22 protein-coding genes are annotated in these 24,765 nt (G+C 38.7%); 12 read left to right on the top strand and 10 right to left on the bottom strand.

Features of this window, described 5'->3' with window-relative positions:
• Positions 1-93: 93 nt before the first annotated feature.
• Both PFY10_03600 and PFY10_03595 read left to right on the top strand, forming a co-directional pair.
• Positions 94-942: a helix-turn-helix transcriptional regulator gene (locus PFY10_03600; GenBank protein ID WBV57528.1), complete on the top strand. Its 849-nt coding sequence runs from the start codon at positions 94-96 to the stop codon at positions 940-942.
• A gap of 77 nt (positions 943-1,019) precedes the next feature.
• Entirely contained in the window at positions 1,020-2,237 is a 1,218-nt protein-coding gene (locus PFY10_03595) for an MFS transporter (GenBank protein WBV57527.1), read from the top strand.
• A 78-nt stretch (positions 2,238-2,315) separates the two neighbouring features.
• On the opposite strand, the gene PFY10_03590 is transcribed toward PFY10_03595, so the two are convergent.
• Complete coding sequence (locus PFY10_03590) at positions 2,316-3,239, bottom strand: DUF3078 domain-containing protein (protein WBV57526.1); 924 nt, start codon at positions 3,237-3,239, stop codon at positions 2,316-2,318.
• A 293-nt stretch (positions 3,240-3,532) separates the two neighbouring features.
• Here PFY10_03590 and PFY10_03585 point away from each other — a divergent pair, with 293 nt between their 5' ends.
• Both PFY10_03585 and PFY10_03580 read left to right on the top strand, forming a co-directional pair.
• A complete protein-coding gene (locus PFY10_03585) occupies positions 3,533-4,945 on the top strand; it encodes a PLP-dependent aminotransferase family protein (protein ID WBV57525.1) in 1,413 nt (470 codons plus the stop codon).
• Between the two features lie 379 nt (positions 4,946-5,324).
• Positions 5,325-5,669 (top strand): mannan-binding lectin, encoded by a 345-nt coding sequence (locus tag PFY10_03580; protein ID WBV57524.1) that lies wholly within the window; start codon positions 5,325-5,327, stop codon positions 5,667-5,669.
• Between the two features lie 284 nt (positions 5,670-5,953).
• Here PFY10_03580 and PFY10_03575 read toward each other — a convergent pair whose 3' ends face one another.
• Positions 5,954-6,811 carry an AraC family transcriptional regulator gene (locus PFY10_03575; protein ID WBV57523.1) on the bottom strand — a complete coding sequence of 286 codons (858 nt, stop codon included), beginning with the start codon at positions 6,809-6,811 and terminating at the stop codon, positions 5,954-5,956.
• A gap of 152 nt (positions 6,812-6,963) precedes the next feature.
• Here PFY10_03575 and PFY10_03570 point away from each other — a divergent pair, with 152 nt between their 5' ends.
• Positions 6,964-7,497 carry a carboxymuconolactone decarboxylase family protein gene (locus PFY10_03570; GenBank protein WBV57522.1) on the top strand — a complete coding sequence of 178 codons (534 nt, stop codon included), beginning with the start codon at positions 6,964-6,966 and terminating at the stop codon, positions 7,495-7,497.
• Positions 7,498-7,516: 19 nt separating this feature from the next.
• Here PFY10_03570 and PFY10_03565 read toward each other — a convergent pair whose 3' ends face one another.
• On the bottom strand, positions 7,517-8,401 hold the full coding sequence (locus PFY10_03565; GenBank protein WBV57521.1) for a LysR family transcriptional regulator: 885 nt from the start codon (positions 8,399-8,401) through the stop codon (positions 7,517-7,519).
• 95 nt (positions 8,402-8,496) lie between these two features.
• Here PFY10_03565 and PFY10_03560 point away from each other — a divergent pair, with 95 nt between their 5' ends.
• Positions 8,497-9,363 (top strand): alpha/beta hydrolase, encoded by an 867-nt coding sequence (locus PFY10_03560; GenBank protein WBV57520.1) that lies wholly within the window; start codon positions 8,497-8,499, stop codon positions 9,361-9,363.
• An 82-nt stretch (positions 9,364-9,445) separates the two neighbouring features.
• Here the strand turns inward: PFY10_03560 and PFY10_03555 are convergent, their stop codons facing one another.
• The 5 genes from PFY10_03555 to PFY10_03535 all read right to left on the bottom strand — a co-directional run bounded on the left by PFY10_03555 (position 9,446) and on the right by PFY10_03535 (position 18,311).
• Positions 9,446-10,624, bottom strand: coding sequence for an acetyl-CoA C-acyltransferase (locus PFY10_03555; protein ID WBV57519.1), 1,179 nt, complete (start codon positions 10,622-10,624; stop codon positions 9,446-9,448).
• A 35-nt stretch (positions 10,625-10,659) separates the two neighbouring features.
• The gene (locus PFY10_03550; GenBank protein WBV57518.1) at positions 10,660-12,201 is read right to left on the bottom strand and encodes an MDR family MFS transporter; all 1,542 of its coding nucleotides are present in this window, start codon (positions 12,199-12,201) and stop codon (positions 10,660-10,662) included.
• Positions 12,202-12,402: 201 nt separating this feature from the next.
• The gene (locus PFY10_03545) at positions 12,403-13,551 is read right to left on the bottom strand and encodes an efflux RND transporter periplasmic adaptor subunit (GenBank protein WBV57517.1); all 1,149 of its coding nucleotides are present in this window, start codon (positions 13,549-13,551) and stop codon (positions 12,403-12,405) included.
• Between the two features lie 7 nt (positions 13,552-13,558).
• On the bottom strand, positions 13,559-17,896 hold the full coding sequence (locus PFY10_03540) for a CusA/CzcA family heavy metal efflux RND transporter (GenBank protein ID WBV57516.1): 4,338 nt from the start codon (positions 17,894-17,896) through the stop codon (positions 13,559-13,561).
• Positions 17,897-17,978: 82 nt separating this feature from the next.
• On the bottom strand, positions 17,979-18,311 hold the full coding sequence (locus PFY10_03535; GenBank protein ID WBV57515.1) for a hypothetical protein: 333 nt from the start codon (positions 18,309-18,311) through the stop codon (positions 17,979-17,981).
• 306 nt (positions 18,312-18,617) lie between these two features.
• On the opposite strand from PFY10_03535, the gene PFY10_03530 reads away from it, so the two are divergent.
• From PFY10_03530 to PFY10_03505, 6 genes are all read left to right on the top strand, one after another.
• Positions 18,618-19,268: a Crp/Fnr family transcriptional regulator gene (locus PFY10_03530; GenBank protein WBV57514.1), complete on the top strand. Its 651-nt coding sequence runs from the start codon at positions 18,618-18,620 to the stop codon at positions 19,266-19,268.
• A gap of 108 nt (positions 19,269-19,376) precedes the next feature.
• A complete protein-coding gene (locus tag PFY10_03525) occupies positions 19,377-19,919 on the top strand; it encodes a YceI family protein (protein WBV57513.1) in 543 nt (180 codons plus the stop codon).
• A gap of 21 nt (positions 19,920-19,940) precedes the next feature.
• Positions 19,941-20,159, top strand: a complete 219-nt coding sequence (locus tag PFY10_03520) for a 4-oxalocrotonate tautomerase family protein (protein WBV57512.1) — start codon at positions 19,941-19,943, stop codon at positions 20,157-20,159.
• Between the two features lie 4 nt (positions 20,160-20,163).
• Complete coding sequence (locus PFY10_03515) at positions 20,164-20,895, top strand: SDR family NAD(P)-dependent oxidoreductase (GenBank protein ID WBV57511.1); 732 nt, start codon at positions 20,164-20,166, stop codon at positions 20,893-20,895.
• A 71-nt stretch (positions 20,896-20,966) separates the two neighbouring features.
• Positions 20,967-21,341, top strand: coding sequence for a nuclear transport factor 2 family protein (locus tag PFY10_03510; GenBank protein ID WBV57510.1), 375 nt, complete (start codon positions 20,967-20,969; stop codon positions 21,339-21,341).
• A gap of 26 nt (positions 21,342-21,367) precedes the next feature.
• The gene (locus PFY10_03505; protein WBV57509.1) at positions 21,368-22,444 is read left to right on the top strand and encodes a nitronate monooxygenase; all 1,077 of its coding nucleotides are present in this window, start codon (positions 21,368-21,370) and stop codon (positions 22,442-22,444) included.
• A gap of 266 nt (positions 22,445-22,710) precedes the next feature.
• Here PFY10_03505 and PFY10_03500 read toward each other — a convergent pair whose 3' ends face one another.
• Both PFY10_03500 and PFY10_03495 read right to left on the bottom strand, forming a co-directional pair.
• The gene (locus tag PFY10_03500) at positions 22,711-23,460 is read right to left on the bottom strand and encodes a porin family protein (GenBank protein WBV57508.1); all 750 of its coding nucleotides are present in this window, start codon (positions 23,458-23,460) and stop codon (positions 22,711-22,713) included.
• Between the two features lie 9 nt (positions 23,461-23,469).
• Entirely contained in the window at positions 23,470-24,765 is a 1,296-nt protein-coding gene (locus tag PFY10_03495) for a TolC family protein (protein WBV57507.1), read from the bottom strand.

Raw genomic sequence — 24,765 nt, 5'->3', positions numbered from 1 at the left:
CCATATATATCATATGAAAGAAAGTGTTGCTTTTATTAAAATATGAGGCAATATGATTACATTTACACGCTCTAACAGCCCAATGTTTCAGTGATGGCAAAATCGAACATTTTACTCCATACAAACGAACTCAACAGCACCGGTATAGAAATTTGTCCTATGGGTGAACTTGAAGAATCTGTACAGGCAGCTCACCGCGATGAACATTTTATGTTTGTTATTCAGCAGGAAGGATATTCTTCATTAGAACTGGATTTCCGTAAGGTTGAACTTCATGGAGCTGCAGTGTTATATGTTGCACCCGGACAGGTTCACCGGTATATAAAAAATGAGCATTGTACAGGCTGGTTAGTATTTATAGAAACGGCACTGATTCCTAAAACTTATCTTGAGATTTTCACTACTTACCTCAATTCTAACCAGGCTGCAGAAGTTGAAAAGAATGACAGTCTGTTTTCGTTTATTCCGGTTTTTGATGCTGTATTGGCTCATAATGAAGTTTCTTTTCAAAATAATCTTATCAATTCATTTACGGATAGCCTGGCAGGTCTTATGGTAAGAGCGTTGGTCAGAAACAAGCATTCTGAAAAAGTCATTGGCGGACAGAAATATAAGACAGTATTGCTTTTTAAACAAATGATTCACTCGCATTACAGGGAATTGAAACAGGTAAAGGAATACGCCGTGAAACTTCATATCACCCCTCTGTATCTGAATGAGGTGGTAAAAGAAATCACAGGTTTTGCAGCCAGTCATTGGATACAACAGGAAATTATCCTGGAGTCTCAGCGTCTTTTGTACTATACTGACATGGATATTAAGGAAATTGCTTTTGACCTTGGATATGATGATTATACTTATTTTTCGCGCTTTTTTAAAAAGAATACCGGTTATACAGCATCTGAATTCCGCAAAAGAAAACCATTATTTGTCCAATTATAGCCATTGAATAGCTATCGCTAATTGTATGTTGCCGATCTACTTTTGTACTCGAAAAATAACTAAAAAAACGATGCAATATGGCAATCAAAAGTACAACTATGGTAACTCCTAAGATTGGAGATACTCATCATCACAACAACATACCTTTAAAAAAAGTTCTCGCTCCGATCGTAATTTCCGTATTTGCGGTATATCTTACAATTGGAATTACACTGGGAGCTTTACCAGCTCTGATTAAAAATGAACTGAAATTCGACTCCTTTATCGTGGGGGGTGTGATGGGGCTTCAGTTTTTAGCTACTTTATTAACAAGGGCTTATGCCGGTAAAATAACCGATACACTTGGGGCTAAAATCAGTAATCACAGAGGGATATTTATGGTTTTTGTAGCCGGGATCCTTTATATTGCAGGAAGTTCCTCTGTACATTTCCCAATTTTAGCATTAGGATTGCTGATTCTGTCAAGAATTATTCATGGTATTTCTGAAAGTATGATGGTAACGGGAGCGCTAACCTGGGGAATTGGACTGGTGGGAGCACACAATTCCGGCAAAGTAATGACCTGGAACGGAATTTCAATGTATGGAGGAATCGCTTTAGGAGCCCCGTTAAGTATATGGATGGGAAGCCAATTCGGTAGTGTTGTTCCTTTTACATTAATTCTGGTCCTTTCTGTAGTGAGTTGGTTATCAACAGTCTGGCTGCCAACCCTTGAAGCGGATCCTACTCATATAAGAACTCCTTTTTATAAAGTGATTGCAAAAGTCTCCGATCAGGGATTGGCACTGGCTTTCTCTTCCATAGGATTTGCATGCATAGCTTCCTTTATTGCTTTGCTTTTCGCTGAGAAAAACTGGGAGCATGCTTCTCTTGCTTTTGTTTGTTTTGGTGGATTTTACATTCTTACCAGAATATTATTTGCCTCCCTTCCCGACAAGTACGGTGGTTATAAAGTAGCCTTAGGGTCTTTTGCTATTGAGATCATAGGACAGCTATTGATAGGTTTTTCTCATTCGGGATGGATGGCAATCGTAGGCTGTGCACTTACGGGAATTGGTTTTTCCCTGGTATTTCCATCTTTGGGAGTACTTGCCATTAAAAAGGTAACTCCGCAGATGAGAGGAACAGCACTGGGAGCTTATTCAGCTTTTTTCGATCTTTCACTAGGCTTGGCTGGTCCGATAGCGGGGATTATTGCAGGCTGGCTGGGATATCAGTCTATTTATTTTTTTGGCGCGATCAGTGGGCTTCTGGCTATGCTGACTTTAATGGGCAGAAAAAGCGGACATCAATAATTTTCATTTTTCTCCATACTAAATAAAAAAGACTAACCATTCTTCGGTTAGTCTTTTTTATTTTTTCGATGAATAGTGCTACTTCTTCATCCAGGATTGATTGTCTTTTTTATCAGAACGTTTTTTCCCGTTATCAATATTATAGGCAAAACCAACTCCCAAAGTCTGTTTCAGCTGTGTTCTTCTGATCTGGTTGTGATCATATAAAAGATCCAGCGTTATGTTGGTTGAAATAAATTTGTTGATCTTCATATTTAAAATTCCGCTATAAGACAGGACCAGTCTTTCAGGATGATCTAAATAATTGGAAAAGACAGACCCTGTATTCGTAAGGTTAATGTTTTCCATGATCTTTATTTTATAAATGGCTGTTCCAAGGAAACCGAACTGAAATAGTGAAGAATCTCCATCATTCTTTAAGCCGTAAGTTCCTGCATACTGAAGGTCTTTATCCAGTACAAAAGTTACCCTTGCATTTGCCGGACGTAATGTCATGGTGAAGTTATCATTTGGTCTATATGTAAAACCAGCCCCTACATTAAGGTATCCCGGAGCCATAAAGTTGGATATCTTTTTCGCATCAGGATTATTTCCGTCCTCATAGCCCGGAGCAAATTGAGTTTGTAAACTTACACCACCGGATGCGTACCAATTTTTAGCGATTTCCCTCCCATAGTTACTTGAAAGATTAATTACATCCTGGGTCTTTCTTGTTCCTACGCCCTGGGTATTGTTTTGTCCGTATCCAAGGATAATAATATTTTCCCAAAGGTCCTTCCCTTTTTCATAGGTAAGGTTATAATTCACACCGGCAAGCCAACCCACGTTGTTTGCTCCACCACCTACCCAGTTCGAGAATGCCGCCTGGTTCAGCATTAATGTGTTTTGACCTTGAATGCTCCATGCTTTTGTCGTATCAACAGCCGGAGCCTCTGTTTTTGCTTCTTGTGCTGCAGCAAAAATTCCCAAAGAAAGAGAAAGGGTTAATAAAATTTTTTTCATAATTTATAAGATTTGGTTGCAAAAATAGAAATATAAATTTTGTTAAAAAATATTAAAAAAATCTAAAATTACTTAAAATTAAGATTTTTTATAATACAATTTTAAAAAGTTATAGAACAATATTTTACAGATCATTCACTTTTGTATGAAATATATCGTATTGAGCGGTATTTCTGATAGAAATCATTTTTTATGAACTAACGCAGTGCTTGTGACTCTTTATCTGCATGATAAATTATTAAACGGGGATTTAATTTCTTAATTTTGAACTACACAGAAATAATACCGATTGAATGAAAAAAGAAATCCTTTATCTGAAAATTGCCGGGATCATTGAGCAGCAGATTCTCAGTGGAACGTTAAGGCTTGGTGATAAATTGCCTTCTATACGGACCTTACAGAAAGTATATAATGTAAGCATCAATACCGTTCGGCAGGCATTTCTGGAATTAGAAAGTAAATCGTTGATAGAACCACGACCTAAATCCGGCTATTATGTAAGTAAAGCTTCACAAAGGAAATTTTCTCTTCCTTCTGTTATTATCCTGGAATCCCTGCAAAAAGAGCAGTACCCGGAACATCTTTTCCTTAAGACATTTGCTTCTTCGGAAAATACGGACATTACCCATTTTTCCCTCGGGCTGCCGGAAAAAAGCCTGCTGCCCATCGCCCAGCTTAATAAGAGCGTGACTACAGTTATGCGAAGCCTGGCAAATGGCGGGGCAACCTATGAATCTGTTCAGGGAAATCTCAATTTTAGAAGAACGGTTGCCAGATGGGCATTTATGCTGGAGGGTAAAGTTACAGAAGATGATGTGATAGCAACGTCCGGAGCGATGAACGGAATGTTTACCTGCCTGATGGCGGTTACCAAACCCGGAGATAAGGTTGCTGTAGAAAGTCCCGCTTACTTTGGTATTCTTAAAATGATAAATGCCATGGGACTTGAAGCTGTAGAAATCCCTTCAGACCCTTCTACAGGTTTAGATCTCGAAGCATTGAAAAAGGTTTTGCCTGTTATAAGTGCATGCTGTTTTGTGGTTAACTTCAATAATCCTTTAGGCACACTCATGCCGGACGATCATAAAAAGGAGCTTGTAAAAATGCTTACGGAATGGGATATTCCATTAGTTGAAAATGATATCTTCAGGAATGTGTATTATGGAGCCGAGAGGCCGAAACCCTGTAAAGCATTTGATCAAGCCGGTATTGTGATGTTGGTGAATTCTATATCCAAAACACTGGCACCGGGTTACAGGCTCGGATGGATTATCCCGGGCAAGTATAAGGATAAAATTATCCAGCAGAAGCTGATACAAACGCTTTCTACCCCTGCTTTGTATCAGGAAGCCATATCCCATTTTTTAGAAAACGGAAGGTATGATCATCATCTTCGTACATTCCGGAAAATAGTACAAAATAATTGTCTGAAGCTTCAGCAGGGCATTGAGGATTATTTTCCTGATAATACTAAAGTTTCCCAGCCGGAAGGTGGATTTATGGTATGGCTGGAACTTGATAAAAAAATTGATACTGTCAAACTGTTTGATATGGCCATCAGGCGGAATATTACTTTCGCTCCGGGAAGAATGTTTACCCAATACAATCAGTATAACAACTGTATGAGGCTGAATTTTGCGATGGAATGGACGGATAAAGTTAACTCCGATCTTAAGACTCTTGGGGAAATTGCCAGTAATTGGTAATCTGTGCCCTAATAAAAAACAGCAACTGTATCTGTACCTGTCGTACGGATTGCTCTAAATTTGTACCAACAAAACCAAATGATTGAAAAAATTGATGAGGCTATAAGTAATAATTATAGCTTCGTCTTTTTTTATGTCCTTTTCTCTTAAAAAAATTAACTTCTTTTGTTTTTTTCTGTTATTTTCCATTGATCAATCTGATATATCTAATTTAGGAGAAATAATTTAAACCTATTAGCCCTTTATTGATGGGGGTTAACCCAATTTTTTTTAAAGCTGTAGGTATAAATACTGACCAAAAAAAATGGTGTTTTCTACTCTATTGTTTGTTTTATTATAGTTGCACCTTTGGTATGTTAAAACATAAAAAACAAACACCATGTCAAAATTCAAAATCAACATCGTTGCAGGTCCGCTTTGGAGCAACGATCAGGCTCAGAAATTAGGAGGTCGTATTGCTGCGGCACATTTAGGAAAATTTACCGGACAATGGTCTACCATTGTTGAGGGGGAAATGAGTGTAATCGAAGTTGAGTACGATACGGTTCCTACAGGAAGCACAGAATATACATTGGATGTTCTGGCAGGTCCTATCTGGAGCAATGAAGATGCAAAAGAAATATGCCCTTCCATTTGTGCCTCTTACGGAGGTACCTGGAACGGACAATGGACAACAGTCGTTGAAGGTAAAATGAGCGTTTGCGGCTGTGTATTCAAATTTTAGTCAATAAAAAGTTTCAAACCTCCGGGATTTTTCCCGGAGGTTTTTTTATGGATCTGAAATACTTCCTGTATGTTTAAATAGAAAAAACTCCTCTTAAAGAATTATACCTATATTTGAAAAATATATTAATAGTATGTATGCATAATATTAATATGTTATTTAAAATTGAATTAAAATATTAATAAAATTATAATGTATTACATAATATATTTTATTATATTTGCACTTCGAAATAATTTTTTTTCATCATTTGTGTTTTTTAAGGCCTCCCTCGGGAGGCTTTTTTATGGAGTGGAAATTCCGGCTGATTGCTTTTTGAACACCAGAGGTGAAAGCCCCGTTACCCTTTTGAAAAAGCTACTGAAATAAGCAACATCTTCATATCCTAATTCATAAGCAATTTCTTTGGCTGAGCTGTTGGTAAAGAGCAGTAATCTTTTAGCTTCCAGTATAATCCTTTGCTGAATGATTTCAGAGGGAGTTCCGTTATTATAGAGATTAAAAAGATTGGAAAGGGTTTTGGGAGACTTATGAAGCTGATCTGCATAAAACTTTACGGAATGTTCCGACTTATAATTCTTTTCAACCAGTAAACTGAATTGGCGGATAATATCCAGTTTTTGTTCAGGAAATTGATCTGCAACAAATTGTTTTTTTGCCGACCGTGTAATCAGGATGATCAGGCGCTTCAACAGCATCCGGAGCATGTCCTCCTGGATATCATCTACATCCTGGAATTCTTCAATAAAAATACGCAGTAGCAATGTGAGTTTATCACGGACCTGATCCTCCACGGAAACAAACATACTTTGAGACAAACCATAAAAAAGAAATCCTACACACCCTACTTCGGAATCATGACTTTCAATGCAGTAGAAATCTTTATTAAACTGCCATACGATGATTTGTGAATTGTCGGGAAAATCAAATGACTGATTGACCATTAAGCAAAGTATGCTGCCTGATTTGAATAGATAGGATATTTTATCTATTGTAATAAAAATGTCCGGACCCTGGTTCCATGCCAATGTCAGAAATTTGTCTTTACGATCTTTTCCGTAGAAAACCCTGTCAAATTTTTCTTCATGGACAAGAAGCCGGCAAGCTGCTTCCGTCTGTTTATTATAGAAATTATAGATCATCTTTTATCTCACTAATTTTTAATAAAAGTCTTATTTGAACAAATGTATCATTTGGAAAGGGAAAAAAGCATACATCTTCGGGAAATTGTTCTATTTTTTTGAGGTCAGGGATCACTGAACTTTGTCGTATTAATTTTAAACAACAATTACAAATGAAAAATTTTCAGATTCCTCAAAAAGAGCAGCTTTCAGAAGCAAATCAAAATATTTTTAACCAATTAGAAAAAGGGGTTGGCTTTGTTCCTAATCTGTATGCAACTTTTGCACATTCGGAAAATGGGCTTGCCACTTATCTTGCCTTGCAAAATGCCAAGTCATCCTTAAAAGCAAAAGAAAAAGAAGTAGTGAACCTTATTGTCAGCCAGTATAACAATTGCCTGTATTGTTTAAGTGCTCACACTGCTATTGCAAAGCTGAACGGATTTGATGATGATCAGATCCTTGAAATCAGAAAAGCAAAAATATCTTTTGATTCAAAACTCAATTCCTTAGGGCAACTGGTTTATGAGGCAGTAAGCAATAAGGGTGAGATTTCTGAGGAGACAAAAAATCAGTTTTTCAATGAAGGATATACCGAAGGACATTTGGTAGATGTGATTATTGCGATCGGTGATAAAACAATAACCAATTACTTGTTTGCAGCTACAAAAATTCCCGTAGACTGGCCATTAGCTCCGGAACTGTAAATAATTACAAAAGGCAATCTCAAAAAGAGATTGCTTTTTTATTACCTGTTGCATACATCCCGATAAAAGATTCCAAAGCTTGGGATTTGGGAATGCTTTTCAGGTAGATGAGAGAAGTGGATATGGTATTGATCTCCTTACTGAGCTTAAAGGTTTTCAATTTCCTGCCACCGTAATACTTTTCAATCAGCTCAAGCGGAAGCAAGGTAATTCCCAGGCCTGCTTCAACGAAATTAATGATCCCTTCAATAGAATTCATGACCATGCTCTTGTATTGTATCACTCCCCTTGCATTGAGCAAAGTTTCAAGCCTTGCCCTGTAAACGCAACCCTGGTCAAAAACAACAATATTCAGATTGTCCTTTTTGAGAATTTGATTGACTGATCTTTCATCCAGAGAAGTCACAATAACCAGCTCATCCTGCTTGATGTGGATCTGCTCGAGTTGTGCGGAATGAATAGGTGCAGAAACAAACGCCGCATCCAGCTTATAATTCAGAACATCATCAATAAGCTTTGAGCGGGTGTCCGATTTAAATTCCAGCTGGACATGAGGATAAGCATTCATAAAACCCGAAAGGATTTCGGGGGCTTTAAATACCAGTGTTGTCTCTATACATCCTATGCACAGGTTCCCTCCTATCTGATCAGAATTTTTAATTTCCTTTTTGGCTTCTTCTATTGTGTGTGAAATCTTACGGGCATATTGAATAAATGCATGTCCGGCCGTGGTTAAAGAAACTTTTCTGGAAGTACGCGTAAAAAGCTGAGCTTCCAGTTCTTCTTCGAGCGTTTTTATCCTTGCGGTAACATTGGATTGTACGGTACACATAACTTCCGCAGCTTTTGTAAAACTGCCGGAAGCAGCTACTGCTTCAAATATTTTTAAATCATTTAAATTCATGTATCATTTTTTATGATTATTCATATCATAATTAATCGTTTTATGTAATCAAATGTATGGCGTAATTTTGAAATAACAAAAAAATAAAAACAATTATGAACCCAACCATTTATTACAACAATACAGACGTTGATGGTCTGAATATTTTTTACCGTGAATCCGGGCCTGAAGATGCTCCTGTTCTTTTGCTTCTTCATGGATTTCCTACGTCTTCACACATGTTCCGCAACCTGATTCCTAAGCTGAATGATCAATATCATATCATTGCACCGGATCTACCGGGTTTCGGGTTTAGTGATGCTCCGGATTCTGACCACTTCAGCTATACGTTTGATAATCTTGCCAGGATAATGCAGGGATTTATTGATAGATTGGAATTAAAAAGATTTGCCCTTTATATTTTTGATTATGGTGCTCCTACCGGTCTTAGGTTAGCTTTAGCCAATCCCGAAAAAATAACGGGAATTATTTCTCAGAATGGGAATGCATATGAAGAAGGTCTTAGTGACAGCTGGAGTTCGATAAGAAAATACTGGGAAGATCCTACTCCGGAAAACCGTAAGCTCTTAAGTGATTTTACTTCTGAAAAGATGACCAAATTCCAGTACCAGGAAGGTGTTAAGGATCTTTCGCTTATCGCCCCTGAATCTTATGCTCTGGATCAGCATTTTCTGGACCGCCCGGGAATGAATGATATTCAGATTGACCTGATGCTGGATTACCGGACTAATGTGGCATTATATCCTGAATTTCAGGCATATTTCAGAAAATACCAGCCCCGGTTCCTGGCTGCATGGGGAAAATATGATCCTTTCTTTTTGCCTCCGGGAGCGGAAGCTTACAAAAAAGATATTCCTGATGCTATTGTAAAATTTTATGAAACCGGACATTTCGCACTGGAAACCCATACAGAAGAAATAAGTAATGACATCAGGGAGTTTTTAAAAGGCCTGCCTTCGTAAGCCTGGAATATTGTATTCATAAAAAAATGTCCGGTCATTCATCTGGCCAGACATTTTTTAATGGAAATTAAAAATACTTTAGTTATATATTCATATTTTCGATAACCATAGCGGAAGCTCCGCCGCCGCCATTACAAATGGCAGCTACACCATATTTTCCCTTTTCCTGTTGAAGGACATTGACAAGCGTCACAAGAATTCTGGCCCCGGAAGCTCCTATAGGATGTCCGATGGCTACTGCGCCGCCATATACATTCACTTTTTCAGGATCAAAACCTAAGATCTTCTGATTGGAAAGTACAACTGAGGCATAAGCTTCATTGATCTCAAAATAATCTACTGCTGAAAGGTCAAGGTTGGCACTTAAAAGAGCTTTTGGAATAGCAAGAGCCGGAGATGTTGTGAACCATTCCGGTGCCTGGGCGGCATCTGCGTAACCGATAATTTTGGCAAGCGGTTTCAGCTGATATTTTTCTACAGCTTCTGCCGAAGCGAGAATCAAAGCTGCGGCACCGTCATTCAGATTACTGGAGTTGGCCGCGGTAAGCAATCCGTCCCGTTCAAAAACAGGCTTCAGCTGAGCCATTTTTTCAGGAATAAGCTTAAAAATATCTTCATCTTTATCGATGGTAATGGTTTCTTTTCCTTTGGTGAATTCTACAGGAACAATTTCATTTTTAAATTTCCCCTGTGCAGTTGCGTTTTGTGATTTCTGATAAGAAGACAATGCATAATCATCCAGTTCCTGCCGGGTATGTCCATATTTTTTAATTCCCAGCTCTGCCGCACTTCCCATATGGAAATTATGATAAACGTCCCATAAACCGTCTTTAGTCATCCCATCAGTAAGGGTAAGGTCTCCTAATTTTTTTCCGTTTCTTATGAAGGCATAATGTGGTGTATTGCTCATACTTTCCATTCCGCCTGTTACGATGAGATGTTCAAGGCCTGTCTGGATTTGCTGTGCTCCCAATGAAGTTGCCTTCATTCCTGAAGCACATACCTTATTGATGGTCGTGGCATCTTTATCATACGGGATATCAGCAAAAATAGCAGCTTGTCTTGCCGGAGCCTGTCCTACTCCTGCACTCAGTACATTTCCCATATAAACACTGTCCAGTAATTCCGGTTCCAGAGAAATGTTTTTATAAGCTTCCCGAATGGCCAGAGCACCCAGCTGTGTGGCTGTAAAAGTGGACAGATTCCCAAGTAATCCTCCGACGGGAGTACGTTTTGCTGATACAATGAATACTTCTTTCATGATATTGATTTTATTATATTTTATATGATTCTGTTTTAATGGTCTGCTGATACGATTACTATTTTTTTATTTTTATTCCTCTTCAGGAAAAATAATAATAAAGGTAAGACAAATATAAATGCCAGACCAATAACCATATAGGCATCGATATAGCTTAAAAAAAATGATTGTTTCACCACAATTTTTTCCACCAGACCTATTGCTTTTTGCTGTGCTTCAGGAAGACCAAATCCCTTGCTCTGAAAAAGTGAAGTATAGGTTTGAAGACGATCCATTACCGAACGGTTATCCGGAGTAAGGTTGGAGATAAGGTCGGTACGGTGAAGGGCAACCCTTCTTGCGATATATGTATTGATAATGGATATTCCAAATGAACCACCCAACTGGCGCATCATGTTGTTAATAGCGGTTCCCTGGGGCATATCTTCAGCTTTTAAAGAAGAAACGGCAAGTGATGCAAGCGGAACGGTAAGTAAAGCCATTCCCAGTGCTCTGAATATAAGATTAATGGAAATTGTAGCAAAAGAAACATCCAGGTTTACCTGTGCCATAGACCAGTTAAAATAAATAAAACAACAAAAACCAAGAAATACTACCAATGCAGGAGGAACTCCTTTTTGCAAAACTTTCCCGGTAATGATCAGCGCAAATACGGCAATAATGGAACCCGGAAGCAGTAAAAGACCAGCCTGAGCCGGGTTGAATCCTAAAAAGCGTTGTGCCAGTACAGGAGTGAGGTAAATGGAAGTAAACATGCCAATCCCGGTTATAAAGGTAAGTATGGCAGAGATACTGAGTGAAGGGTGCTTAAGAACCGATAGCTTTACCACGGGATGTGGTATAGTGAGCTCCCTGTGAACGAAAAGAACGAGTGAAAGGACAGCTGCTACAGTGAGGAAAATAATATAACGGGCAGCAAACCAGTCTTCCGTTTCCCCACGCTCCAAAACCGTTTGTAAAGAGCCGATACCAATAATTAAGAGAATAATTCCTGGCCAGTCGATCTTTTTAACCTTTTGCCGGGTCGGAGATTCGGGTAATAATTTTAAACATAGAATAGCGGCCAGTATTCCTAAAGGAATGTTGATGTAAAAGATCCATCGCCATGAAAAGTTATCCGTAATAAATCCACCGAGTGTAGGCCCGATCGTGGGTCCTATAAAAACCCCGATCCCAAATAAAGCGCTGGCAATATTCTGTTTTTCTTTTGGAAAACACTCGTATACAACCATGGCAGATACAGATAATAATGCTCCACCTCCAATTCCCTGCAGAAACCGGAACATGACGAGTTCCCATAGGTTTGTGGAGTTGCCGCACATAAAAGAACAAAAGGTAAACAGGATAATAGAGCCGATGTAATAATTCCGCCGGCCAAGGTTATTGACCAGAAAGCTGGTCATCGGAATAATAATAACGTTGGCAATTCCATAAGCTGTAACCACCCAGGAAATGTCTTCTAATGTTGCCCCCAGGTTTCCGCTCATATAATTGAGGGCAACATTTACTATGGAAGTGTCTATAAGCTCCATAATGGCTGCGGAGATTACCGTGATAATAAGAATGATTCTTTTCATAGCATTTTACTATTTAATATACCGATCGGTATATTTTGAATTAAAAAATTTTATGATTCAAACAAAAGGAATAAACCGTCTTTAATTCAGTAGTTCCATTTTTAAATGGCAAAGATATAAAATAAATATACCAATCGGTATATTTATTTTCGGAATCATAAAAAGCCGTTCAAACGGTTGAACGGCTTTGTGCTAAAATGATTATTCTGCTTTATTTTTAAGGATCATCAGGAGATTGTAAGCTCCTTTTTGTACCAGTCTTTTATTTTTTAACGATTCAGATTTGAGAATTTCCGTAAATCCATTATCTGAAATTCCTGTGATTACGGGGATCATTTTATACCGGTGATTTCCAAGGTCTTCAAAGATATAGTTCTTATTTTCAAATGATACTATAGATTCGCCGGGTAAGCCGGTCGTATTTCTACCACTAATGCTTACTTCTGCATTGATGTACATTCCGCGCACAAACTCTGTGCTGGATGCGGACAATTTGGCTATAGCTACCGAGGATCCTCCATTTTCGATATTGGGAACAAGGCTTATAATTTTGGCAGGATATTTCTGGTCCGGGTTCTGATTATTATACACCAGGATCTCCTGCCCGGTTTTTATATCATTTACGTCATTTTCAAATACTTTTAATTCCAATAACAGACCAGCAGGGTCAATCAGTTCAAATAAGGTATCGGAAGGATTGATATACTGACCATTATTAACCCATATTTTACTTACAAAACCGCTAAAAGGGGCATGAATGCTTATTCTGCTTTTAATATTTCCGGAATTTAGTCCTTTCGCATTGATGCCTATGATCCTGAGTTTTTCTTCCAGTCCCTTCAATGTAGCGTTCAGTGTGGAATAATCCGCCTGGGCGGTCTGTAATGTTTTGTCACTACTGGCTTTGCTGGTGTTGAGGTCTTTTTGCCTGTTGAAGTTCAATCTTGCTGATTCAAGCTGGGCCTTTGTAACGAGATAATCCTGCTGAAGCTGTATGAACTGAGGATCTTCTACTACAGCCAGTACCTGTCCTTTTCTGAAATGACTCCCGTTAATAACATTGATCGATTTTATATGTCCTCCCATAATACTGGAAAGAGAACTGATATGAGACGGAGCTATGTCTGCTTTTCCGTTCAGCCGTACCGTTTTTTCCATGATCCTGTTTTGAATACCTGTCAAGGTAAGCCCTGTAATTTTGATCTGCTGATCACTTAACTGAACGATATTCTGGTTTTTTGATGCCAGTTTTTTATTTTCATAGACTGTGGTTTCCTCTTTCTTTCCCGAACATGAGGTTAAAAATAAGGCCGCAACAATGATGTATAATGATGATTTTCTGAAATACATGATATTATTATTTTGAAATTAAGAAATTAAGCTCGGCCCCCGTTTGATTGAGTCGATCTAAATTTTCGATATAATCAACCTTTATTTTAACAGCCTGATTGGTTAAAATAACCCAATTGAGGAAATCGATCTCTCCTGCTTCCATTTGTTTTTGGGCTGCTTTAAGAATTGTTTCAGCTTTGGGCAGTTGCTTCTGTTCGTAATTTTGTATGATCGCAAGCTGGTTAGCATAGGTATTGGCCAGCTGTTCATACCTGTTTTTCAGTTCGGTTTCTTTTCTTTGGTATTGATTTTCTGCAATGGCCACTTTTGCTTTTGTTGCTTTTGCCAGTGCTCGCTGTCCTTTTGTAAATAGAGGGATCCCAACACCGACCTGAACGGAATTGAAACGGTTGTTATTGATATTCTTCATGCTCTGATTAGTGTATCCTACAAGAAGATCCGGAAGGAGTTTGCTTTGTTCTAAACGGGCTTCTGCTTCATTCACCTTGATTTGCTGATTCAGATACTGGAGCTGCGGATGATTTCTTAAGACATCCCCCGGAATTTGAAAGTCAACATTCAGGACGGGTTGATCAGTAAGCGGCAGGTATCTTTTTTCCGACTGAAGCAATACCTGAAGCTGGAGCTGTGCAATATTGAGGTCGTTTTCAAGAATATTCAGCTGCACTGCGGCCTGTTCCCTTTGAATTTCGGCCGTTGACTCCTCGAGAATATTGGCTTCTCCTTTTTTCAAACGTAAACTTGCTTTGTCGGCAAAGCCATTGTACAGCTCACTGATGTAATCCAGCACTTTTTTCTTTTCCTTTAGAATAATAATTCTGTAAAAAACTTCTGAAACTTCTTTAGTCAGTTGGGCTTGGGTGAGCTGCTGATTCATAAGACCTGAAGCCCATTCCGCATCCAGCAATTGTTTTCTTCTGGAATAAACAGTCGGAAAACTAATGCGTTGAGATACGGAAAACGAATTATCGGTTTCGATTCCCTGTATCTGGCCGATACCTGCTGTCACTTCCAGTTGAGGAATGTCGAGATAGCTTGATTTCAGTTTTTCCTGATAGGCTGAAATGAGTCTGGAATTCTTATAGTTTCCGTTTTGCCGGAAGGCAGCTTCCAATGCCTGATCCAGTGTAATGTTTTCCTGTGCCTGAATACTTCCGAAAGAAATGAATAACAGGAGTATGGTTAGTTTTTTAAAGTTTCTTTTTTTTGAGAATTTCATTTTATTTTTATTGATTCGTTCAAATAAGACATACAAAATAGGCAGGACAAATAAGGTTAAGAGCGTAGCAAGCATTAAGCCTCCTATAACCACGGTAGCCAGAGGTCTCTGTACTTCTGCCCCTGCACCACTGCTTAACGCCATAGGAAGAAAGCCCAGCGAAGCGACAAAAGCAGTCATCAGTACGGGACGAAGCCGGATTCTTGTGCCCATTAAAACAATTCTGCTGAGATTGGTTATTCCATTATTTTTTAATCGGTTGAATTCTGATATCAAAACAATTCCATTAAGTACCGCAACACCAAATAATGCAATAAATCCTACTCCTGCACTGATGCTGAAAGGCATTCCCCTGAGGGCCAGAAAATAAACTCCACCAATGGCTGATAGCGGAATTGCGGTGTAGATCAGCAAACTGTGTTTTACGGAACCAAATGCGAAGAAAAGAAGCAAAAAGATCATTACCAATGAAATAGGAACAGCGACACCTAATCTTGCTTTAGCTTCATTTAAGTTTTCAAAGGCTCCACCATAAGAGATGGTATAACCTGAAGAGAGTTTCAATTCTTTATCGGTCTTTTGCTGAAGTTCCTCCACGATACTTTGAACATCTCTTCCACGGACATTAAATCCGACAACAATTCTTCTTTTGGTATCTTCCCTCTGGATTTGGTTGGGACTGCTTTTCAATTCTATGCTGGCCAGCTGGTGTAAAGGAATCTGCTCACCAGAAGCAGTCGGAACCAGAAGATTTTGAATACTTGTTATATCTTTTTTATGTTCACTGTCCATTCTTACCACGACATCAAATTTTCTTTCACCTTCATACAAGGCTCCAGCAGTTTGTCCGGCAAAAGCCATATTGATCACCCTATTGATTTCCATTACGGAAATATGGTAACGCGAGAGCTCGGCACGGTTATAACCGATAACTACCTGTGGCGCTCCGACAACAGGCTCCAGATAAAGATCCTGTGCACCTTTTACTGTATTGATAATCCCACCCAGCTTTTTGGCATATACAGCAAGGCTGTCCAGATCTTCTCCATAAATTTTACACACCACATCCTGTCTTGCTCCGGTCATTAATTCATTAAAGCGCATTTGTACCGGGAACTGAAAACCTGTTTTGAGCCCGGGAATAACCTGCAATGCTTTGCTCATCTTTTCGGATAATTCCGGGAATGATCGTGCAGACGACCATTCTTTTTTAGGCTTCAGAACAATGATCATATCACCCGCATCCATTGGCATCGGCTCTGTGGGAATTTCGGCACTTCCTATTTTAGTGACTACCTTTTGCACCTCTGGAAACTGTTTTAAAAGAATGTGCGCCGCCTGGGTGGTTGCTTTTTTCGTTTCATTAATATTACTTCCCTGCAGGATACGCATTTCTACAGCAAAATCACCTTCCTCCAATGATGGAATAAACTCTCCTCCCATCCGGGAAAGGGTGAAAACAGCTCCTGCGAAAAGGAGAAGCACTGTGATAATAATGGTTTTTCTGTACTTCAATGCTTTTATCAGAAGCTTTTGATGCCCGGTTTCTACCCTGGTCATCACCTTGTCTGAAATATTGTCTTTGGTCTTTTTCTTTCTGCTAAGAACCAGGGAACTCATCATTGGAATATAAGTAAGGGAAAGCAGGAAGGCCCCGATCAATGCAAACGCGACAGTCTGAGCCATGGGTTTGAACATTTTACCTTCAATCCCTTGTAATGTGAAAATAGGAAGGTATACGATCAGAATAATAATCTGCCCGAAAACCGCACTATTTACCATCTTGGTAGCGGAATCTGAAACCTGTGTATCCATTTCTTTTTTGCTGAGGATATGATCTTTCCCGAAATGTTTTTTATGGGCAAGCTGATGCAACACAGCTTCTACGATAATAACAGCCCCATCAACGATAAGTCCGAAATCAAGAGCACCGAGGCTCATGAGGTTTCCTCCGACTCCAAAAAGGTTCATCATGATTATGGCAAAAAGCATTGCCAGTGGAATTACAGAAGCGACAAGCAGACCGGCACGGAAGTTTCCTAAAAAGAGAACAAGAATGAAAACAACAATCAGGGCTCCTTCCATCAGATTGGTTTTTACGGTACTGATAGTATTGTTAACCATTTTCGCACGATCCAGGAAAGGCTCAATAACAACACCTTCCGGTAAGGTTTCCTGAATTTTTTCCAGACGCTGTTTAATATTACCAATTACTTCATTGGCATTTTCTCCTTTAAGCATTAGTACAATAGCTCCCGAGACCTCTCCTGTGTCATTATAGGTCATCGCTCCATACCGTGTGGCATATCCTGTTTTTACTTCCGCCACATCCCTGATAAGAACAGGAATCCCCTCTCCTGTTGCTGATACTTCAATATTACCTATATCTTCAGTACTTCCCAGAAGCCCCTCTGTCCTAATGAATAATACAGTCTCCTTCTTTTCAATATAAGCCCCGCCGGTATTTTGATTATTCCGCTCCAGGGCATCAAAAACGTCATTGATGGTAATATCAAATGCTTGTAATTTATTGGGATTGATAGCAATCTCATATTGTTTCAGTTTTCCTCCAAAGCTGCTGACATCCGCAACTCCTTTTGTTCCCAGAAGCTGGCGGCGGATGATCCAGTCCTGGATGGTTCTCAGTTCGGTCTCATCGTAGATGTTCTCGTAGCCTTTTTTTGCCCGCACCACATATTGGAATATTTCACCTAATCCACTGGAGATAGGTCCCAATTCCGGTTTTCCGATTCCTTCCGGTATATTATCCTGGACTATCTGCAGACGTTCCTGAACCTGTTGTCTTGCCCAATATACATCGGTATTATCATTAAATACCACCGTAACAAGGGATAAGCCGAACCGTGAAAAACTTCGGAGCTCTGTTATGCCATTGATGTTACTGGTAGCCTGTTCAATGGGAAAGGTCACCAGACGTTCGATATCAGCTGCTCCATATGAGGGTGCGACAGTGATAATCTGTACCTGATTATTGGTAATATCAGGCTGGGCATCAATTGGAAGCTTTGTTGTTTCATAGATTCCAAGAAGAATCAGCCCCATTGTAAAAAGGGCAATAATGAGTTTATTCTTTACAGAAAACTCAATAATTTTATTTAACATGAAAAAATTAATTAATTGATAGATAACAAGATTAAGCTGCTCTAAAAAGTATTTTAAAGCATAGTTATTGTGCAGAGATTAATTAAGAATGGCGTGGAGGCTGGAAAATGCTGGAAAGATAGAGTCCGGAAAAATCTTTTTCCTGATAAAAAGTGTTTTTTTGCTGAACCGGAAATTCTTTTATTTTTTCAATATGAAATAGGGTTTCCGGAAGTTGTGCATATACCATAAGCACAACAGGAGGATTGATGAAGGGCAGTTTCTGATCGGTATCCCAATCCTGGTCTTTTTTATGATTATCATAATGTTCTACCAGAAATTCTACACAATTGCCGTCATATTCCATCAGATGTTCTATAAAGACCGGAGCCTTCAATACTTCCGCCATATTTGTTGTCGCAAATACGTAAGTCATAGAACAAAATATAGAAATCCACTTCAGCATAGGTGACAAAGATAAGGTTTTTTGGTCTTTTTTACGTGAATTAATTGTTAAAAAATACTTTATTCATGCATGTTTTACTCTTTTTACTAAAGTTTGATTAATACGATAACAATCAAAGTTAGGGTTTTATAACCCCATGTTTTTTGAGATGATAATTTTTGATTTTCAATATTTTACATTTTTTTGCTGCTGTACCTGGATCATCCGTTTTTGGTATTTAGGTATTATTGCAATTGTTTTCTTTACCCTACTAAAATTAGACTGAAGTTCTTCTTAATGGATAAGATAAAGTTAAGGGCTGTTTTGGGGAAATGTTTTACATTGTATATTTGTAATTCAATTAAAAAATTGATGACCCATCCTAAAGAGATATTACAGCAACATCTGTCACAATTTGTTTCTCTTAATGAAGAGCAACTGGATTATGTATTTTCGCATTTTACCCTGATCAGTCTGAAAAAAGGACAGATGCTTTTGTCGGAAGGAAATCATGTAGATCACGAATATTTTGTCCTTGAGGGTTGCCTTAAGGCGTTTTATCTAAATGATGCCATGAAGATGTTTATTTTACAATTTGCAATGCCAAATTGGTGGGTTTCCGATTATAATGCACTGTACAGTCATCAGAAGGCAACCATAAATATTGATTGCATTACCCATGCAACCGTATTGGCCATATCCAATAAAAACAGAGAAAAGATATGCAGCGAAATTCATGAAATGGAGCATTTTTTCAGGTGGAGAACCAATAAAGGCTATGTTGCAGTACAGAAACGCCTTCTTTCACTAATGAATAACGATGCTAAATTCAGATACGAAGAACTTTTATCAATGTATCCTCAATTGTATAATCTTGTCCCTAAACATCTTATAGCTGCTTATCTCGGTGTTTCCAGAGAAACCTTAAGCCGTTTGTATCAATCCTGATCTCTTAATTTACTCATTGCTTTTCAGTAAAATTAAATTGTGACCCAGGTCACGTAACTTTTTAACGTCCCCTTCTGAACTTTGTGTCAACATTTAAACATAGAAAAAATGAATACACAAAATTTTAAAGTAGACCATGAAAAAAGTACAATAGAATGGACCGGAAGAAAAATAACTGGTGCTCATAATGGGACCATCGGAATCAAAGAGGGGTCATTTACTTTTAAAGACAACCAACTATCTTCAGGAACATTTATTATAGATACCCGTTCTATAAAAATTCTTGATATCGAAGATGCTGAGACCAACGCTCAGTTTGCGGGTCATTTAGCTTCCGATGATTTCTTTAATTCGGATCAGTTTCCGGAATCTACCTTTGAAATCAGGCATATAGAGCCTGGTGATGATCATCTGTATTATGTAAACGGAGATCTTACGATTAAGGGAATCACCCATCCTATTGATACTGTATTAAAAATCGAGAACACTCCAAACTCAGCAACTATTCAAAGTAAAATTGTTCTTGACCGTACTAAGTATAATATGAAATTCAGATCAGGTAATTTCTTTACGGATTTAGGGGATACCTTGATATACAACAATTTTGACCTCACCATTAATCTGGTTGCTGAATCAGTTGAAAATAATTAATAACCTTAAAAATTTACAATCATGCCTTATATAAAAATAGAAGTTCTGCGTGACGGAGTTACAAGAGAACAAAAACAACTTTTGATAAAAGGAGTAACAGAACTGGTAACTTCAGTTTTGAATAAAGATCCGCATCTTACCCATGTAGTGATTGATGAAATAGAAGATGATAACTGGGGATATGCCGGAGAGCAGGTATCTGCGTTGAAAGAACAGGGATTTTCCACCGATAAAAAATAGAAAAATGGAAAAACAAACGGTCATCATAACAGGTGCATCCTCAGGAATCGGATTGGAGATCGCCAGGTATTTTCTGGAAAAAGGAAGTAATGTAGTTATTAATTCAAGAACAGAATCTAAATTGCAGGAGGTTTTTAATGAATTGGGAGGTGGAGATCATTTGGCAATGATTGCAGGGGATGTTGCCGACAAAGCTATTGGTGAATTACTTGTAAAAACAGCGATTGAGCGATTTGGTTCAGCAGATGTTCTTGTCAATAATGCAGGAATTTATGAAAACAAACCATTTCTTGAAGTAACAGAAGATCATCTGGACAGGTTTTTAAGAACAAACCTTAAAGGGACCTTTTTTACGACACAGTCGGTTATTCCTCAGATGCAGAAGCAGAGAAATGGAGTTATTATTAATATAGGTTCTCCATTGGTATATCACGCTATGGCAGGATCTCCTTCTACGGCTCCGATATCGAGTAAGGGTGCGATCCATGCTTTAACACATCAGCTTGCCGCCGAGTTTGGAAAAGATAATATCAGAGTAAATACCGTTGCCGCCGGGCTGATCAGAACCCCTATGCACGATGAAAATATCGATCAGGCAGCAGGAATTCATTTACTGAACCGTATCGGTGAACCTGAAGAAGTTGCACAAATGGTTTACAGCATTGCATGCAACAAACTGATCACGGGAGCGATAATCAATGTGGATGGCGGCATGGGAGCCGGACATTACCTATAATGAAAATTGTATTATTAATAGCATGGTTGCTGGGTATTCCACTAAGCAGCCATGCTCAAAAAATCAACACTATGAAAAATAGTACAGAAGAAACCGCTATAAGAACCGCACTTGAGCAATATTACTTCAAAGGCATTTTTGAAGGGAATACAACACTTTTGAAGGAAGTCTTCTTCAAAGACGCCCTTCTATTCGGAGATATAAAAGGAGTAGCGTATTATAAAACAGCGGAACAATACATCGAAGGTGTAGGCAATCGGGTCAGCCCGGAAAAGGTAGGAGCACCGTTTCATCCGGAGATTATTTCCATCGACGTGATCAATTCTATTGCTTCAGTAAAGCTCAATGTGAAGATGTACGATTATAATTACTATAATTTTATTACTTTCCATAAAATAAACGGGAAATGGCTGATCGTAAACAAAACCCTTACGGATGTTGAATAATTGGTAACCCAATCAAATCACTTATTATGTGGAATAAAAACAGAATTACAGATTTACTTGGAATTGAATACCCTATCTGGCAGGGACCTTTCGGAGGAGGCTTATCTACAGTAGAACTCACTTCACGGGTAAGCAATAAGGGTGGATTAGGTGGTTTTGGAGCATATACCCTTAGTCCGCAGGAAATTTATGAGGTCGATCAGAAAATAAGATCTCAAACGTCCCAGCCCTATAATCTTAATCTTTGGGTTTCCGATACAGATTTTGTAAGTGCGGAAGACAATGAAAAAAGCTATAAAGAAACTGTGGAGGCTTTTAGACCTTATTTTGACCGACTGCAAATAGATGTTCCCGCTCTTCCACCCTCTTTTGAATCCAGGTTTCAGAATCAGCTGCAGACGGTTTTGGATATTAAACCAAAGGTTTTCAGCTTTATGTTTGGGTTGCTGGATCCAACTGTTGTCGAGGAATGCCATAAAAGAGGAATTCTTTTGGCGGGAAACGCAACGACATTGGACGAAGCGATAGCTCTGGAGAATATTGGAGTAGATATTATTGTTGCTTCAGGGTTTGAAAGCGGCGGTCACAGACCTTCATTTTTGGATAAGGCTGAATATTCAACTACGGGCACATTCGTTCTTGTACAGTTGATAAAAGATAGGATTAAAATACCGGTAATTGCTGCCGGTGGAATTGCTAATGGGACCGGAATTGCAGCTGCGCTTACATTAGGAGCGGAAGGAGTGCAAATCGGAACTGCGTTTCTGGCTTGTGAGGAATCCGGTGCTTTGCCTGTTCATAGAGAGGCTCTTTTTTCAGAGTCGTCAAAAAACACGAGGCTGTCAAGAGCTTATACCGGACGTTTAGGCAGAGGAATAACCAATGAAATTTTAAAGGATCTTTCAGAAAAACAGATTCCTCACTTACCTTTTCCATTACAAACTACTTTTATGTCATCTTTGCGTAAGGCCGCTCTGGAACAAGGGAAAAATGAAATGGTATTTTTCTGGGGTGGGCAGATCGCACCGGTTCTTAAGCATAAAAGCGCAACGGTATTGATGGATAGTTTAATTACTGAAGCCTCAAAAATACTTCCTGGATGATAGTTTCCTTAGGCAACTTACATCTAAGAATTTGAGCACAAAGACGCTATAGTTTTATAGAATTCTTTATGCAGGTTTTAGCGTGTTAATACATTTTGGAACTAAAATAAGCCGGGTTAAAACCCGGCTTTAACACTAATTTAGAAATAAATAATCTACGATATAAGATGATCGTATTGGATTAAAAGGAACCAAAAAATATATATAGTTTCTTTGTGTTTTTACTGTTCTGTTGTAGAACTTTGAGATTTTGATTCCTTTTTGCATTATTTATAAGAATGATATGATGTCAGGTCATATGCTAAAGAAAGCATAAGTCCCCGATTGTATATTTTAATTTTATCTTTTTTAGCATTGCCGTTTGCTGAACTGTTGGCATTCTGAAAAAGATCTGTAAAACCATGTGTGTATCTTAGCCCTACCGACCATCTGTCTTTTAGTTGGTAGTCCAGACCGATATTCATTCCAAAATCAAATTTCTGAAGATAATAGCTTTTGCTTTCATCATTGGCCGCATCTCCGAAAATGCTTTTATCCCGGAAAACGTTACCATTTTCATCTTTTCGTTTTGTATTGGCTGCTGCTAAAACACTTACATACGGCCCCGCATAGAATTTAAATCCGGATAGGCGGTAATTCATGTTCACAGGAATAATATCAATATAAGAACTGTTGATCACTGAGTTATAAGTTTTGTCAGAACTATCCTTATAGGAGACACCTACCCTTCTTTGGCTGAAAATCAATTCATGGGTCAGTTCTATATTTTTGCTTATCCGGGTGTTAACAAATACGCCTGCATGGAAGCCCGGTTTGAATTTTGTGTCTGGATTTGCAAAAATAAAATCCCTCTCTTTGCCGTAAAAATTATAAGAATTAATACCCGCTTTCACACCCCAGCTTACTTTGTTTGTGTTTGATTCTATGGAATCTGTTTTTAACGTATCAGAATTCTGTTGAGCATATATAAAATGCCCTTCAAATAATATGATCAGTATAAAAAATATTTTTTTCATTGTTTTTAATTATAAATTAATATCCCATATTCCGGCAGCTCTTTCAAGCTCTACCAATGCAACGGCATAGTTGTAAAGTGTTCCGTAATAATCGTGCTGTACATCATTATAGGTACGTTGTGCATTCAGGACTTCCAGTAAGGAAGACTGACCTCTCTTATAGCTGTATATTTTGCCCTCAAGGATAGCTTTAGCTTCTGTAAGCAAACCGGATTTAAACTGATTCACCTGCTTTTGAGCTGCGATATAGGTGTAATATGCCTGGGTAACTTCGGTTTGAATCTGGAGCTCAGTCTGTTTGTAGGTTGTTTCTGCCTGTAAGGTACCGTATTGTGCTGCTTTCAGATCTCCCGATCTGTTGTTTGAAAATTTCAGGGGAACACTGATTCCTGCATTTACAGTAGTCATTGCAGGTGTGGGAGCGATGGTATTTCTCACGTAAGAAGCATTATTAACACCAAATGACAGTCCCAGGTCAATCGCGCGGTCAGCCTTAGCTTGCTTAAGCAGACTTTGAGAAACGGTTTTGCTTTGCAGGGCTGCTTTTAAATCTGCCCTGTTGTTTTGAGCTTCAATAACCAGATCCGATAAGGAAAATTGACGTTCAAACCCTGAAAAATCGCCCTGAGGATACCATAAAGAATCACTTTTAGCTTTTCCCGACAAAAGTGAAAGGTTAGCTAATGAAGCTTTCCACTCTGCTTCTGCAGAAAATACATCGTTCAGCATAGTACCTGCTTCCAGCTTTGATTGCCTGGCATCTACCTGGGTGATCACTCCTAATTTGAAGCGGATACTGTCGGATTCCGCCAGTTTTTTCATCTGCAGATAAGAATTGGATTCTACATCCAGCACGATCCTATTCTGGATAGCAGAGAGATACGCCAGTGTAGCATCTGCCCGGAGATTACGGAAATAATCATCCAGAAGAAGACGGCTAAGCTGTGCCTGATTTCGAGCAACTTCTATACGGGCTTTTCTTTTGCCACCCATTTCCAATGTCCAGCTTACTTCAGAGTTAAAACCATAGCCCATCTTCATTCTTCTTTGTCCGTTATCAAACCATCCGAAGCCTAATTGTGGATCCGGAAAAATCCGGGCGGTTTGTATCGCGGCATCGGCAATATTGATATTGAATTTTTCTGCAGAATATGCCAGATTGTTTTTTCCGACCAGATTGATATAGGTCATATAATCAATTGGTTTTTTAGCGAATGCAGTATCAATCTTCTGGGCCTTTATATTGAAGGCTGAAACGAGGAATATTATGATAAAAAGCTGTGTATATTTTTTTATTGTGATCAT

The organism is Chryseobacterium daecheongense (genome assembly GCA_027920525.1).
Taxonomy (GTDB): domain Bacteria; phylum Bacteroidota; class Bacteroidia; order Flavobacteriales; family Weeksellaceae; genus Chryseobacterium; species Chryseobacterium proteolyticum.
This window is presented reverse-complemented; position numbering and strand designations above follow the sequence as displayed.

Bases quoted from the DNA above. Each gene is read 5' to 3' on its own strand.
- PFY10_03500 (WBV57508.1), bottom strand. From the start codon at position 23,460: ATGAAAAAAATATTTTTTATACTGATCATATTATTTGAAGGGCATTTT.
- PFY10_03530 (WBV57514.1), top strand. From the start codon at position 18,618: ATGGATAAGATAAAGTTAAGGGCTGTTTTGGGGAAATGTTTTACATTG.
- PFY10_03550 (WBV57518.1), bottom strand. From the start codon at position 12,201: ATGAAAAGAATCATTCTTATTATCACGGTAATCTCCGCAGCCATTATG.
- PFY10_03515 (WBV57511.1), top strand. From the start codon at position 20,164: ATGGAAAAACAAACGGTCATCATAACAGGTGCATCCTCAGGAATCGGA.
- PFY10_03505 (WBV57509.1), top strand. From the start codon at position 21,368: ATGTGGAATAAAAACAGAATTACAGATTTACTTGGAATTGAATACCCT.
- PFY10_03565 (WBV57521.1), bottom strand. From the start codon at position 8,401: ATGAATTTAAATGATTTAAAAATATTTGAAGCAGTAGCTGCTTCCGGC.
- PFY10_03495 (WBV57507.1), bottom strand. From the start codon at position 24,765: ATGATCACAATAAAAAAATATACACAGCTTTTTATCATAATATTCCTC.
- PFY10_03545 (WBV57517.1), bottom strand. From the start codon at position 13,551: ATGTATTTCAGAAAATCATCATTATACATCATTGTTGCGGCCTTATTT.
- PFY10_03590 (WBV57526.1), bottom strand. From the start codon at position 3,239: ATGAAAAAAATTTTATTAACCCTTTCTCTTTCTTTGGGAATTTTTGCT.
- PFY10_03535 (WBV57515.1), bottom strand. From the start codon at position 18,311: ATGACTTACGTATTTGCGACAACAAATATGGCGGAAGTATTGAAGGCT.
- PFY10_03600 (WBV57528.1), top strand. From the start codon at position 94: ATGGCAAAATCGAACATTTTACTCCATACAAACGAACTCAACAGCACC.
- PFY10_03540 (WBV57516.1), bottom strand. From the start codon at position 17,896: ATGTTAAATAAAATTATTGAGTTTTCTGTAAAGAATAAACTCATTATT.
- PFY10_03560 (WBV57520.1), top strand. From the start codon at position 8,497: ATGAACCCAACCATTTATTACAACAATACAGACGTTGATGGTCTGAAT.
- PFY10_03585 (WBV57525.1), top strand. From the start codon at position 3,533: ATGAAAAAAGAAATCCTTTATCTGAAAATTGCCGGGATCATTGAGCAG.
- PFY10_03520 (WBV57512.1), top strand. From the start codon at position 19,941: ATGCCTTATATAAAAATAGAAGTTCTGCGTGACGGAGTTACAAGAGAA.
- PFY10_03575 (WBV57523.1), bottom strand. From the start codon at position 6,811: ATGATCTATAATTTCTATAATAAACAGACGGAAGCAGCTTGCCGGCTT.
- PFY10_03595 (WBV57527.1), top strand. From the start codon at position 1,020: ATGGCAATCAAAAGTACAACTATGGTAACTCCTAAGATTGGAGATACT.
- PFY10_03510 (WBV57510.1), top strand. From the start codon at position 20,967: ATGAAAAATAGTACAGAAGAAACCGCTATAAGAACCGCACTTGAGCAA.
- PFY10_03555 (WBV57519.1), bottom strand. From the start codon at position 10,624: ATGAAAGAAGTATTCATTGTATCAGCAAAACGTACTCCCGTCGGAGGA.
- PFY10_03570 (WBV57522.1), top strand. From the start codon at position 6,964: ATGAAAAATTTTCAGATTCCTCAAAAAGAGCAGCTTTCAGAAGCAAAT.
- PFY10_03580 (WBV57524.1), top strand. From the start codon at position 5,325: ATGTCAAAATTCAAAATCAACATCGTTGCAGGTCCGCTTTGGAGCAAC.
- PFY10_03525 (WBV57513.1), top strand. From the start codon at position 19,377: ATGAATACACAAAATTTTAAAGTAGACCATGAAAAAAGTACAATAGAA.